We start from the raw sequence: 12,657 nt of genomic DNA, 5'->3' as shown, positions 1-12,657 counted from the left end.
AATGTCCCAGGAAACACAAAAAGACACCCTTCTCGAACTCAAAGACTACTCGATCACCTTCAAGACACCGGATGGAGAGGTGAAGGCGGTCTCGAACATGAACCTGACGGTCAAGCGCGGCGAGCGCATCGCTATCGTCGGCGAGTCCGGTTCCGGCAAGAGCCAGACCTTCCTCGGCATCATGGGGCTGCTCGCCAAGAACGGCAAAACGACGGGACAGGCGCTGCTCGAAGGCAAGGACGTGCTGGCGCTGAAACCGCGCGAACTCGACCAGATCCGCGGCAAGGACATGGCCATGGTCTTCCAGGATCCGATGACAGCCCTCAATCCATCGCTGAAGATTTCCCGGCAGTTGACGGAACAGCTCGAGGTGCACGGCGGGCTGACGGCGCGCGCCGCATCCACTGCTGCCCTCGACATGCTGAAACGCGTCGGCATCCCCGACCCGACACGGCGCTTTCATCTCTATCCGCATGAGCTCTCCGGCGGCATGCGCCAGCGCATCGTCATCGCCATGGCGCTGCTCACCCGGCCGAAGCTGTTGATCGCCGACGAGCCGACGACGGCGCTCGACGTCACCATCCAGGCGCAGATCCTCGATCTTTTCAACGATCTGACGGCAGAGATGAACACAGCGCTTATCATGATCACCCACGATCTCGGCGTCGTCGCCGGCCTCGCCGATCGCGTCGCCGTCATGTATGCCGGCCGCATCGTCGAGGAAGCGCCCGTCGACGAGCTCTTCGACAATCCGGCCCATCCCTATACCGCGGCGCTGCATGCCTCGATCCCGCGCCCGGACCAGGATGTCGACGACCTCGTCGTCATTCCGGGCCGCCCGCCGAACCTGCAGCACCTGCCGAAGGGCTGCAATTTCTCGCCGCGCTGTTCCCAGGTCCAGGACGACTGCATCGACCGCCCGCCGCTGCTCGAAACGCTGGCGCCGCATCACTGCGCCGCCTGCTACCACCCCTTCCCGCGCCGCGAGGAGCTGCTGAACCATGGCTGAACGATCGCTTCTAAGGGTCGAGAACCTGACGACCCAATTCGAACTGCCGGCGAAAGGCCTCTTCAAGCCGCCGATTTTTCTCACCGCCGTCAACAATGTCAGCTTCGACCTCAGCGAAGGCCGCACGCTCGGCATTGTCGGTGAATCCGGCTGCGGCAAGTCCACACTTGGGCGTTCCATCCTGCGGCTGTTGAAATCGCAGAAGGGCCGTATCCTCTGGCAGGGCCGCAACCTGCTCGACCTGTCGGACGAGGAAATGCGGGCCGCCCGCCGCGACATGCAGATCATCTTCCAGGATCCGATCGCCTCGCTCGACCCGCGCATGACGGTCGGCGACATCATCGCCGAGCCGCTCACCGTCTTCGAGCCGAAGCTATCAAGAGCCGAGCGCACCGAACGCGTCCGCGAGATCATGACCGCCGTCGGACTGGTGCCGGAGATGATCAACCGCTATCCGCACGAATTCTCCGGCGGCCAGGCGCAACGCATCGGCATCGCCCGCGCGGTCGTTACCAAACCGAAGCTCATCATCTGCGATGAGCCGGTTTCGGCCCTCGACGTCTCAATCCAGGGCCAGGTCATCACGCTTCTGCGCAAGCTGCGCAAGGAATTCGGCCTGACGCTGATCTTCATCAGCCATGACCTCTCCGTCGTGCGCCTGATCTCCGACGATGTGCTGGTGCTCTATCTCGGCAGGGTGGTGGAAGCCGGCAGTTGTGCCACCGTCTTCGATCACCCCGCCCACCCCTATACGCAGGCGCTCTTTTCCGCCGCGCCGATCCCGGATCCGAAGCTTGCGCGCCTGCGCACGCGCATCCGTCTGCAGGGTGACCCGCCTTCGCCGCTTAACCCGCCGAAAGGCTGCGTCTTCTCACCGCGCTGCTGGAAGGCGACTGACATCTGTCGCACCGAAATGCCGCCGACCGAGGAGGTCCGCCCCGGCCAGAAGGCCGCCTGTTATCACATGGACAGGCCATGAGCGGAAAGACGGCCGTACAAGCGGCCTTCACCTCGTCCATGGAGGTGGGGTTCCATCTTCCTTATTATCGGCGCTTGCCACCTTCATGCTCTCCGCGTATCAGCGAATGAGGACCAGCGCATAACCCCGAAATCGGAATCGATTTTCGGGGTTATGCGCCAATTCAAAGTGATAGCGCGTCCTGTTGGACGCGCAGCGCTCTAGTGCCGGGAGGACAAGGTGAGCAGACGGTTTCTATCGATCGGTGAATGCATGGTGGAACTCTCGCAGGCAGGCGATGGTCTGCTGCGCAAAGGCTTCGCCGGCGATACCTTCAACACCGCCTGGTATGCCCGTGCCTGCCTTGGCCCCGACTGGTCGGTCGACTACTTCACCGCCCTCGGTGACGACGTCATGTCGGATGAGATGGCTGCCTTCATCGACATGGCAGGCATCGGCACCACCCTCATCCGCCGCATCAGGGGCAGGACACCGGGCCTTTACATGATCAACCTGAAGGACGGCGAACGTTCCTTCAGCTACTGGCGCGACAGTGCCGCCGCCCGCAGCCTGGCAGCCGATCCTGACCGCCTGCGCGAGGCGGTGGAGAGCGCTGACGTCGTCTATTTCTCCGGTATCACCCTTGCCATCCTGCCGCATGAGGATGCCGAGACTTTGCTTGCCGAAGTCCGTCGCGCCAAGGCCGCAGGCAAGCTCGTCGTCTTCGATCCGAACATCCGCCCGCGGCTCTGGTCCAGCTACGACGTTATGCACACGACGATCAGCGAAGGCGCCCGCTCTTCGGTGCTCGTCATGCCGAGCTTCGACGACGAGGCGGCCCATTTCGGCGATGATTCCATCGAGGCGACGATCCACCGCTACCGCGCACTGGGCGCCGTCCATATCGTCGTCAAGAACGGCGCTGACGGTGTCACGCTGAATTTTGCCGGCGAGCAAACCTTCGTTCCTGCCGAAAAGGTGGAGAAGGTGGTCGACACGACCAGCGCCGGCGACAGCTTCAACGGCGCTTTTCTCGCACGATATCTCGAAGCCGGCGATGCACCTGCCGCCGCCCGCTTCGCGGCAAAGGTCGCTGCCTGCGTCGTCAGCGAACATGGTGCATTGGTCGTGAGGGAAAAGCTGGGATTGGATGGCGGCTAAAGCAGCGCGATCTTCAGATTCGCTTACCGGAACATGCTTTTAGGCCGCACATGCTGACGCAGTATAAACGCCGTGGGCAAGCGCTTCCCGCCTTGTCGGATCGCATGCCCGCTGCCAGCGGAAAATCAAGACTTCTTCGGCCGATCGGCGTCGCGAACCGCCTCGTCATGGTACCAGCAGCTGTCGAGCGCAGCATCGCAGACGTCTGCGGCCTCGCGCTCCATCAGCCTGGCGCGTTCGAACCGGTTGGCGTTTCGTGTCGCCTTAACGGGAAACTGGTAGATCGTTGCGGATTCACGATGGAAACCGGTGGGCATGAGATCGCCTCCATTCAGTTCGGCGCATCAACATTTCAGGACCATCTACATAGCATAATGCACATAGTTTATGCAAATTGCATAAAATAAGGGCAATGTTGCAATTGTAATCGGTCGGCGTGCTGTCTCGGCTAAAAGCTTCCGATAATTTGTTTAACACTTCATCATTTCAGCCTAACGCCGCAATTTTCATCCGGTTCCACATGGAAAAAGTGCGATTTGATGGGCGATACCGCCAGTGAGCGTTAAAAACAGCCCGATTTTCCAAAAGGGAAAAAATCGGACGACACGCTGATTCGCGATTTTTCTTTCGCGTGGCGCCAAAACTGGCACGCTACGTGCTTTTAAAGCGTCATCCCTGGCGGTCGGATGCGCTCGCGCGCCGAGATCACCTCCGGATTTGCTCACCTTCGTAGCATTGAGAGAGTCGCGATGACAAAATTTAAGCTCGAGTACATTTGGCTCGATGGGTACACACCAGTACCGAACCTGCGTGGCAAGACGCAGATCAAGGAATTCGATGAATTCCCGACGCTGGAACAGCTTCCGCTGTGGGGCTTCGACGGTTCGTCGACCATGCAGGCCGAGGGCCGCAGCTCTGACTGCGTGCTGAAGCCCGTCGCCATTTATCCCGATCCGGCCCGCACCAACGGCGCTCTCGTCATGTGCGAAGTCATGATGCCGGATGGCGTCACGCCGCATTCGAGCAACGCTCGTGCAACCATCCTCGACGACGAAGATGCCTGGTTCGGCTTCGAGCAGGAATATTTCTTCTACCAGAACGGCCGTCCGCTCGGCTTCCCTGAGCAGGGCTACCCCGCTCCGCAGGGCCCCTATTACACCGGCGTCGGCTATTCGAACGTCGGCGACGTTGCCCGCGAAATCGTCGAAGAGCATCTCGACCTTTGCCTCGCTGCCGGCATCAACCACGAAGGCATCAATGCCGAAGTGGCCAAGGGCCAGTGGGAGTTCCAGATTTTCGGCAAGGGCTCCAAGAAGGCCGCCGACCAGATCTGGATGGCACGCTACCTCCTGCAGCGCCTGACCGAAAAGTACGGCATCGACATCGAGTATCACTGCAAGCCGCTCGGCGACACCGACTGGAACGGCTCGGGCATGCATTGCAACTTCTCGACCAAGTACATGCGCGAAGTCGGCGGCAAGGCCTATTTCGAAGCGCTGATGGCGCAGTTCGAAAAGAACCTGATGGACCACATCAACGTCTACGGTCCTGACAACGACAAGCGCCTGACCGGCAAGCACGAGACGGCTCCGTGGAACAAGTTCTCCTACGGCGTTGCCGACCGTGGTGCCTCGATCCGCGTGCCGCACTCGTTCGTGAAAAACGACTACAAGGGCTATCTGGAAGATCGCCGCCCGAACTCGCAGGGCTGCCCCTACCAGATCGCTTCGCAGGTTCTGAAGACGATCTCGGAAGTTCCGACCGCAAGCTCGGCTTCCGCTGCAGCTTGACCTCCCAGGCGGCGCCGGTCCACGACCGGCGCCGTGACTTTCTTCTTTTCGAATGAACCGCCGCCAGCCGCCGACATAATCGGGGCGGTCAGGCCGGCGAAAGCCCTGCAATCCTTGCAATATGGGCTGTAATATTTCCATCATGGTCATGCCTCAAAATATAGAAGCGGGAATCGCCGTTCCGGAACCCCGCTGAGGGGTTGAGCGTTGGCATATCACTGCGACGCGGATGGAAATCGTGACATGCTGCAACGTCCGGCAAACACTTATAGCGGCGAGAGCTGGGCCAATGCCGCAGCCGCCGGAAACCTGCCTGAGAGGCTAGTGATCGTCACCGATGCCTGGCACCCGCAGGTCAACGGCGTCGTGCGCTCGATCGAGAACACCAACCGCGAACTGGCGAAGATGGGCGTCGAGGTTTCGATGGTGACGCCGGAGCGCTTCAACAGCATCCCCTGCCCGACCTATCCCGAGATCCGCCTGTCGATCGCCAATTACCGCCGCATCGCCCGCGAGATCGAAAAGCACAATCCCTCCTACGTGCATATCGCCACCGAAGGCCCGTTGGGGCTGACCGCCCGCCGCTGGTGCCTGCGCAAGCGCATGCCCTTCTCGACCAGCTATCACACCCGTTTTCCGGAGTATGTTTCCGCCCGCTTGCCCATCCCGCAGAGCTGGCTCTACGCCTTCGTGCGCTGGTTCCACAATGGCGGCGCCGGCTGTATGGTGGCGACACCGAGCCTTGCCCGCGAGCTATCGGCGCGCGGCATCAAGAATCTGATGCCCTGGACCCGCGGCATTGATGCCACGCAGTTCCACCCCATGCCGCTTGAAGACGAGCCCTTCGGCCTCCCTCGTCCGATCTTCATGACGGTCGGTCGCGTGGCGTTGGAAAAGAACTTGCCGGCCTTTCTCGATCTCGACCTACCCGGTTCGAAGGTCGTCGTCGGCGACGGCCCGGCGCGCGCCGAGCTTGAAAAGCAATATCCCGACGTCTTCTTCACCGGCGTGCAGTTCGGCGAGGATCTGGCGAAAACCTATGCTCAGGCCGACGTCTTCGTCTTTCCCTCGCTCACCGACACCTTCGGCAACACCATCCTCGAAGCGCTGGCATCAGGCGTGCCGGTCGCAGCCTATCCGGTCACCGGCCCGCTCGACATCATCGGCGAGGATAGCGAAGTCGGGGCGCTCGACCAGAATCTGCAGGCCGCATGCCTTGCCGCCCTTTCCGCCTCCCGAGACAAGGCGCGCGAGCTCGCCATGCAATATTCCTGGGAAGCGGCGACGCTGCAGTTCATCAACAATATTCGCGCCGCCAACGGCGTCATCACGCCGAAATGGAAGAGGGCCTGGCAATTTGCCACCAAGTCGCTTCCAAGAAGCAGAAAGCCCGGCGAAACCGCCGGGCCTGTCCCATCCGCAGACTGATTGGTTTTACTTGTGAAGAGCGCTGCGAAGCGTCTCATTGGCGACCGCAATCGCGCTGCGCGTGGCAGGCGTTTCGGCAATGGCGTTCAGCAGCACGAAATCGTGGATCGTGCCATTGTAGCGCATTGACGTGACGCGGACACCGGCCTGGGCTGAGCTTGCGGGCATAGGCCTCGCCTTCGTCACGCAGCACGTCGTTCTCGTCGACGATGACCAGCGCCGGCGCCGACGGCGGAAGCTGCCAGGAGTGCTGCTGCGGAAACTGCGGTCTTGATGGTCGACATTGTCTTGCAGGACCAGCTGAAGCTCGACAATTTCATCTGCTTCGCCGTCTATACGGTAAGGCACGCGTTAAATCGCGTCTACAAGCCGCTTCTCGACACGCTCGGCCTCACTTATCCGCAATATCTCGCCATGGTCGCGCTGTGGGAGCGGGATGGCCAGACCGTCGGCGGCCTCGGCGAAAAGCTCTTCCTGGAATCGAGCACGCTGATCCCCTTGCTCAAACGCCTGGAAACCGCCGGTTATGTCAGCCGCGAACGCAGCAAGGACGACGAACGTGTCGTGGTGCTTCGGCTGACGGACGAAGGCAAGCGCCTCAAGGAAAAGGCGATCGGCATCCCCGGCTGCATCGCCGCCGCCAGTGGTCGCGACGCAGTCGACCTCACCCGCCTCCAGGCGGAAATAGTGGCGCTGCGTGAGGCGCTGAACCGAAGCGTGGCTTAGATTGCCGGATAGCTATCACAGTGCCAGTGATACTGCCGGGCAGAGGGGTGACCGCACGACGTGCGTCAGAACTCTCCAATCACAGCAAGCCCAACCTACGTCCGCCTCTTCTTGCCTTCAAACGGATTGTCAGGCGAGCGGAAATGGATGCGGATCGGCACGCTCGGCATGTCGAAATCCGCGCGCAAGCCATTGATCAGATAGCGCGTATAGGATTCCGGCAGCGCATCCGACCGGGTGCAGGAGATCATGAAGGCCGGCGGGCGGGCCTTGACCTGCGTCATGTATTTCAGCTTGATGCGGCGGCCGGAAACGGCCGGTGGCGGATGCTGGATCTGCTGCGTCTCCAGCCAGCGGTTGAGCCGCGCCGTCGAAATGCGCTTGTTCCAGACCTTGTCGGTATCGATGATCGCCTGCATCAGCTTGTCGAGCCCCCAGCCGGTCTGGCCGGAGATCGGCACGGCGCGGATGCCGCGCGCCTGCGGCAGCAGCCGGTCAGTCTTTTCGCGCAGATCCGCAAGCACCGCCTGCCGATCTTCGATCATGTCCCACTTGTTGAAGGCGAGCACGGCGGCGCGGCCCTCGCGCAGCACGAGATCGACGATCTGCAGGTCCTGCTTCTCGAAGGGGATCGTGGCATCGAACACGATGACGACGGTTTCGGCGAAGCGGATGGCGCGCAATGCGTCGGCAACCGAAAGCTTCTCCAGCTTCTCGATCACCCGTGCCTTGCGGCGCATGCCGGCCGTGTCGAACATCTTGATGATGCGGCCGCGCCAGTCCCATTCGACCGAGATGGAATCGCGAGTGATACCCGCTTCCGGTCCCGTCAGCAGCCGATCCTCGCCGAGGAAGCGGTTAATCAGCGTCGACTTGCCGGCATTCGGCCGCCCGACGATCGCCACGCGCAACGGCTTCGTATCATCATAGGTCGGCTCTTCGTCCTCGTCGCCCTCGTCTGATGATTGCGGAATGTCGACGTCGGTAACCGCCACATCCTCTTTCTCGGGATAGGCACGGTCCTCGCCGATCGCCGCGACGATCGCATCGCGCAGGTCGAGCATGCCCTGCCCGTGCTCTGCCGAAATCGGCGTCGGCTCGCCGAGCCCGAGCGTATAGGCGTCGTAGAAACCGCTGTCGGAACCGCGCGCTTCGGATTTGTTGGCGACGAGCACCACCGGCTTGCCACGCCGGCGCAGCATTTCGGCAAGGTCGGTATCGACGGGCGTCAATCCGCTCTTGGCGTCGACGACGAAAAGCGAAAGATCCGCCTCGTCGATCGCCGCTTCGGTCTGCGCCCGCATCCGGCCCTGCAGGCTTTCCGCGTCGGCCTCTTCCAGACCAGCCGTGTCGATGATCGTGAAGGTCAAGCCCATCAGCCGCGCATCGCCCGGCCGGCGGTCGCGGGTAACACCCGGCGTGTCATCGACAAGCGCCAGCTTCTTGCCTACCAGCCGGTTGAAAAGTGTCGACTTGCCGACATTCGGACGACCGACGATCGCGACCGTGAAACTCATATCTTGTCCTTAACGCGATCAGCCCTGAGCGGCGGGCGCCTTGCCGGATGCGGTAATCAGATCAAGCATCATATGGGCGCGATTGGCAACATTGCGTGGGCTGTCGGCATCGTCGACGATCGACTGGAACCACTGCCGCGCCTGCGCCATGTTGCCGGCTTTGTAAGCGGCAAGGCCGAGTGCCTCGCGCGCCGAATGACGGAAGGCGTTGCCCGGAACGGCCATTTCCTCGATCGCCGCCGAAACCTGTTCGTAAGTGCCGTTCTCGATGAGCAGCCAGCCGGCGCGCATCTTGGCGGCATCGCGCACGGCAGCCGGAATGGCATTGTCCTTGCCGATCTCGTTGAAGGCGGCGATTGCCGCGGCGGTATCACCCTTCTGCACCTGAACGGTCGCGGCCCGCATGCGCGCCAGCACCGGGTAGGCACCATGGCCTTCCTTCTCAAGCTTGTCGAGCGCGGCCAGCGCCTCGTCGTTCTTGTTCTCGTCGGCTAGCTTCATTGCCGCCAGAAACTGGTCGCCGGTGCCGGAGGAGCGGTTGTCGTCCCAATAGTCGTAGAGAACCTTGCCGGCGGTACCGACGACGATCAGGATGGCGACGACGACGATATAGCGGCCGAACCGGCGCCAGACGCCCTTCATCTGGTCAGACCGCAATTCCTCATTGACTTCACGGATGAAGCTGTCGTCGTTGAATGCCATTCTCGTCTCCGGCCGCGGAAATACCCATACACCATGCAAAACGCATATTGTCGGGCCTTCTACTCCATTTTGCAGCCGTTGTAAGGGGGATGTGAAAGATTCGTCAGATGACGAGCGGCGAAACGCCGATCAACCATTCGTGCAGCTTCCAGATGATCAGCGCCCAGACGACGATGCCGATGATGATGGCATAGAGGTCGTACTTGGCCGAGACGAACGGTCGGAGCGTGATCTCGCCCGCCCGCTGCCGCCGCTTCAAGGAAATGCGCAGGATAACGCCCCAGGCGAGAAAGGCGGCAAACAGCAGAACCGACGACGTCTCGCCATTGGCGAGCAGGTGCGCCAGTGCCCAGATCTTCACCGACAGCACCATCGGATGTTTTGTCTTGGTCGCGATATGCCCCGCCGGCAGCAGCGAGGCGACGAGACAGATCATCGCGATCAGCATCAGCGTGATTGCGATATGCGCCATCCAGACCGGTGGATTGTAAAGCGTTCCGGTCACCTGCCGCGCCTGCCCAAAGCCGTAGATCAATAGGATCAGTGTGGCTATGCTGGCAATCGAATAGGCCGCCCGCCAGCCCTTCTCGCCGAGGCTTGCGATCATCGAACGGCGAAAGTCCGGCACCAGCACCCGCACCAGATGCACCCCGAGGAAAAGTATGATGCCGACGATAAGCAATGTCATTGCGGATCCCTTCCGTGCCGTTTGTCATGGCTTACCGGCTGGCGCGAAAAAATGCCAGCGCGACCGCAGCTTCGCCGCAATTCTATCGGAGGGAAACCGCGAACAAATTGTCGCGGTGCCCATGTCTCGTTCCCTCCTCTCCGCCTGCCTTTCTGTTTCGCTCCTCGTTCCGGCAATTGCAGAGGCGGCCGACCGGCCGAAACAGCTCGTCATCATTTCCTTCGACGGCGCCCACGACAACGCGCTGTGGCTGAAGAGCCGCGAGATGGCAGCGAAAAACGGCGCCCAATTCACCTATTTCCTCTCCTGCACTTTCCTGATGAACGAGGCGGCGAAAAAGGCCTATCAGGCGCCGCACCAAAAACGCGGAAAATCCAATGTCGGCTTCGCCCAGAGCGACGACGAGATCCGCGAGCGCCTCGGCAATATCTGGCACGCCCATCTCGAAGGACATGACATATCGAGCCATGCCTGCGGCCACTTCGACGGCCGCCTCTGGAGCGAGGCCGACTGGTCGGCCGAGTACGCCACCTTTCATGCGACATTGAAAAACGCCTGGAAGAGCGTCGATCTCAAGGCACCGGCCGGCTGGCAGGATCTGGTCGATCACGGCATTAAGGGCTTTCGCGCGCCCTACCTCTCCGCGACGGCTGGCGCCGATATGATCACCGCCGAAAAGAAGGCGGGCTTCACCTATGATGCGAGCCTCGTCACCAAGGGACCGGCAATGCCTGTCGAGGAAGACGGCATCATCCGCTTCGGCCTGCCGCTGATCCCCGAAGGCCCGAATGACAAGCCGATCATCGGCATGGACTACAATCTCTTCGTCCGCCATTCCAAGGGTGAGGAGGATACGGCCGATTCCGCGGAATTCGAGGAGCGCGCCTATGCCGCCTTCAAGGAGGCTTTCGACAAGCAATATGCCGGCGCCCGCATCCCGCTGCAGCTCGGCTTCCACTTCGTCGAAATGAACGGCGGCGCCTACTGGCGCGCCCTCGACCGACTGGTCAGCGACGTCTGCAACCGGGTTGACGTCGCCTGCGTCAGCTATTCGGAAGCGATCCCGATGATCGAGGCGCGCGGGAAATTGCAGACGTCGGGTCTCTGAAGAGCCAATTATCTGGACGAACCGACGTGCCGTGCGGCCCCCTCATCCGCCTGCCGGCACCTTCTCCCCGCTGGGGAGAAGAGATTCGTTGCGACGCTGCGATTCCCCCTTCTACCCGGCGGGGAGAAGGTGCCCGATGGGGCGGATGAGGGGCCCCCCAAAGCGCAAACGTTCCGATTGCTCGCATATCCCCTACCCCTCAGCCATCAACCGTCAGCGTGCACGACGCCCGTCTCACGCTCCAGGTAGCGCTGGTCAATCTCCGGCAACGGCTCGTCGTCGATTGCCGCCTCGAAGGCCTTGAGGCGTTTGTGGATCGAGAGCAGTTCGATGATCGTCGTCCAGGAGTTGACGAGATATTGGAACGAATTGCTGACCTGTCCGAAGGCGGTCGAGATCTGCTGGAAGATACCATAGGTGATCGTGCCCGCCACGATCGTCGGCACCAGCATGAAGACCACGAAGAGCGCGTCGGCCTGGATATAGAAATAACGGGCGACATTGAAATACATGTAGTGGAAATACATGCGGTAATAGTTCCGGCGAACATTGCCGAAGAGCTCTCTGACGGTCAGCGGCTCAGCCCGTTCCGCATGGTCCTCGCCATAGACCAGCTCCTTGCGATATGCCGCTTCGACGCGCTGGTTGCGAAAATTCAGCCCCGGCAGCTTGACGCCGGCGATCGCCAGCAGGAGCGTCCCGAACGCCGACCAGAACAGCGCCAGCCAGAAGAGCGAATTCGCCACCGGCCCGATGAACGGCAGTTCGGTCACGTAATGCGACAGCGCCAGAAGGATTGGGAGGAATACCACGAGCGTCATCACCGAGTTGATGAGGCTGATACCAAGACCTTCGAGCGTGCTCGAAAAGCGCATCGTATCTTCCTGAACACGCTGGGAGGCACCTTCGATGTGACGAAGCTTTTCCCACTTCGACATATAGAAATTGTTCATCGCCGTTCGCCAGCGGAAGATGTAATGGCTGGTGAAGAAGTCAGTCATGATCGATACGAACATGCTGAGGAATGCGATCTGGCAGAAGACCCACATCAGGCTGTAAAAATTGTCGACGGAAATGCCTGGCTGTTTGGACAATGCGTTCTGCAGGAGGTCGCCAAAGGGCCGGCGCCAGTTGTTGATCACAACGCTGATCTGGACGCCGAAGTAGGTCACGAAGATGATCAGTGCCGAACCCCAGATCGACCAAATCTTCCAGGGGTGGTTCCGCGCCTTCAGATGCCATGCGCCGCAGAAGATCACCGCCGACAGAAGGAAATAGCCGTAGAACCAGACATTTTCGGGCAGCAGGAAGAAGGAGAGATCGATCGGCTGCTGCTCTTCAGGAACTGATGCAAAACCGAGAGAAGCACCAAGACCAGCGGCGAAGAAATACCAGCCAAAAATCGCAGCCAGCGTCCAGATTACGAGCGAAGTAAAGAACGCTTTTGGCTGAGGGAAGAAGGAATGAAACACGGGGAGCTTGCTTTCCTGAACTGTGAGTCTCGGGAGTTCGTCGAACACTGATTGTGCCGGAAACTAAGGCAGTTCGAAGGACGCAGCAATGGGTTCAG

At 60.9% G+C, this 12,657-nt stretch carries 12 protein-coding genes and 1 pseudogene; 7 read left to right on the top strand and 6 right to left on the bottom strand.

The window, feature by feature from the left end; all coding sequences use genetic code 11:
* Position 1 precedes the first annotated feature (1 nt).
* The 3 genes from HFO71_RS01330 (at position 2) to HFO71_RS01320 (ending at position 3,128) form a co-directional block, all read left to right on the top strand.
* Positions 2 to 1,009, top strand: a complete 1,008-nt coding sequence (locus HFO71_RS01330; RefSeq protein WP_017961544.1) for an ABC transporter ATP-binding protein — start codon at positions 2 to 4, stop codon at positions 1,007 to 1,009.
* On the top strand, positions 1,002 to 1,988 hold the full coding sequence (locus HFO71_RS01325) for an ABC transporter ATP-binding protein (protein WP_077978952.1): 987 nt from the start codon (positions 1,002 to 1,004) through the stop codon (positions 1,986 to 1,988). Before HFO71_RS01330 ends, HFO71_RS01325 begins: the two co-directional genes overlap by 8 nt.
* A gap of 219 nt (positions 1,989 to 2,207) precedes the next feature.
* Complete coding sequence (locus tag HFO71_RS01320; protein WP_132612823.1) at positions 2,208 to 3,128, top strand: sugar kinase; 921 nt, start codon at positions 2,208 to 2,210, stop codon at positions 3,126 to 3,128.
* 125 nt (positions 3,129 to 3,253) lie between these two features.
* On the opposite strand, the gene gstI is transcribed toward HFO71_RS01320, so the two are convergent.
* Complete coding sequence (gene gstI, locus HFO71_RS01315) at positions 3,254 to 3,445, bottom strand: glutamine synthetase translation inhibitor GstI (protein WP_168259071.1); 192 nt, start codon at positions 3,443 to 3,445, stop codon at positions 3,254 to 3,256.
* A gap of 432 nt (positions 3,446 to 3,877) precedes the next feature.
* Between gstI and HFO71_RS01310 the strand changes: the two genes are divergently transcribed.
* Positions 3,878 to 4,918 (top strand): glutamine synthetase beta-grasp domain-containing protein, encoded by a 1,041-nt coding sequence (locus HFO71_RS01310; protein WP_077978955.1) that lies wholly within the window; start codon positions 3,878 to 3,880, stop codon positions 4,916 to 4,918.
* A gap of 243 nt (positions 4,919 to 5,161) precedes the next feature.
* Complete coding sequence (locus tag HFO71_RS01305; protein WP_077978956.1) at positions 5,162 to 6,346, top strand: glycosyltransferase family 4 protein; 1,185 nt, start codon at positions 5,162 to 5,164, stop codon at positions 6,344 to 6,346.
* 6 nt (positions 6,347 to 6,352) lie between these two features.
* Here the strand turns inward: HFO71_RS01305 and HFO71_RS01300 are convergent.
* Positions 6,353 to 6,587 (bottom strand): annotated as a pseudogene (locus HFO71_RS01300) (alpha/beta hydrolase fold domain-containing protein); the annotation flags it as partial.
* Positions 6,588 to 6,634: 47 nt separating this feature from the next.
* Here HFO71_RS01300 and HFO71_RS01295 point away from each other — a divergent pair.
* A complete protein-coding gene (locus tag HFO71_RS01295) occupies positions 6,635 to 7,072 on the top strand; it encodes a MarR family winged helix-turn-helix transcriptional regulator (protein WP_077979257.1) in 438 nt (145 codons plus the stop codon).
* Between the two features lie 95 nt (positions 7,073 to 7,167).
* Here the strand turns inward: HFO71_RS01295 and der are convergent, their stop codons facing one another.
* The 3 genes from der to HFO71_RS01280 form a co-directional block, all read right to left on the bottom strand.
* A complete protein-coding gene (gene der, locus HFO71_RS01290; protein WP_077978957.1) occupies positions 7,168 to 8,589 on the bottom strand; it encodes a ribosome biogenesis GTPase Der in 1,422 nt (473 codons plus the stop codon).
* Positions 8,590 to 8,607: 18 nt separating this feature from the next.
* The gene (locus HFO71_RS01285; protein ID WP_077978958.1) at positions 8,608 to 9,291 is read right to left on the bottom strand and encodes a tetratricopeptide repeat protein; all 684 of its coding nucleotides are present in this window, start codon (positions 9,289 to 9,291) and stop codon (positions 8,608 to 8,610) included.
* A gap of 103 nt (positions 9,292 to 9,394) precedes the next feature.
* A complete protein-coding gene (locus HFO71_RS01280) occupies positions 9,395 to 9,979 on the bottom strand; it encodes an NnrU family protein (protein WP_017961554.1) in 585 nt (194 codons plus the stop codon).
* A gap of 121 nt (positions 9,980 to 10,100) precedes the next feature.
* Here HFO71_RS01280 and HFO71_RS01275 point away from each other — a divergent pair, with 121 nt between their 5' ends.
* Positions 10,101 to 11,087 (top strand): polysaccharide deacetylase family protein, encoded by a 987-nt coding sequence (locus HFO71_RS01275; protein WP_221987492.1) that lies wholly within the window; start codon positions 10,101 to 10,103, stop codon positions 11,085 to 11,087.
* A gap of 206 nt (positions 11,088 to 11,293) precedes the next feature.
* Here HFO71_RS01275 and sbmA read toward each other — a convergent pair whose 3' ends face one another.
* Positions 11,294 to 12,559, bottom strand: coding sequence for a peptide antibiotic transporter SbmA (sbmA, locus tag HFO71_RS01270; RefSeq protein WP_077978959.1), 1,266 nt, complete (start codon positions 12,557 to 12,559; stop codon positions 11,294 to 11,296).
* Positions 12,560 to 12,657: the final 98 nt, after the last annotated feature.

Source organism: Rhizobium laguerreae (genome assembly GCF_019778565.1).
GTDB lineage: Bacteria > Pseudomonadota > Alphaproteobacteria > Rhizobiales > Rhizobiaceae > Rhizobium > Rhizobium laguerreae.
The sequence above is the reverse complement of the archived record's forward strand: the minus strand, read 5'-3'. Positions and strand labels throughout refer to the sequence as shown.

Coding starts and splice junctions, on each gene's coding strand:
- HFO71_RS01285 (WP_077978958.1), bottom strand. CDS start 9,291: ATGGCATTCAACGACGACAGCTTCATCCGTGAAGTCAATGAGGAATTG.
- HFO71_RS01330 (WP_017961544.1), top strand. CDS start 2: ATGTCCCAGGAAACACAAAAAGACACCCTTCTCGAACTCAAAGACTAC.
- HFO71_RS01325 (WP_077978952.1), top strand. CDS start 1,002: ATGGCTGAACGATCGCTTCTAAGGGTCGAGAACCTGACGACCCAATTC.
- gstI (WP_168259071.1), bottom strand. CDS start 3,445: ATGCCCACCGGTTTCCATCGTGAATCCGCAACGATCTACCAGTTTCCC.
- der (WP_077978957.1), bottom strand. CDS start 8,589: ATGAGTTTCACGGTCGCGATCGTCGGTCGTCCGAATGTCGGCAAGTCG.
- HFO71_RS01310 (WP_077978955.1), top strand. CDS start 3,878: ATGACAAAATTTAAGCTCGAGTACATTTGGCTCGATGGGTACACACCA.
- HFO71_RS01275 (WP_221987492.1), top strand. CDS start 10,101: ATGTCTCGTTCCCTCCTCTCCGCCTGCCTTTCTGTTTCGCTCCTCGTT.
- HFO71_RS01305 (WP_077978956.1), top strand. CDS start 5,162: ATGCTGCAACGTCCGGCAAACACTTATAGCGGCGAGAGCTGGGCCAAT.
- HFO71_RS01280 (WP_017961554.1), bottom strand. CDS start 9,979: ATGACATTGCTTATCGTCGGCATCATACTTTTCCTCGGGGTGCATCTG.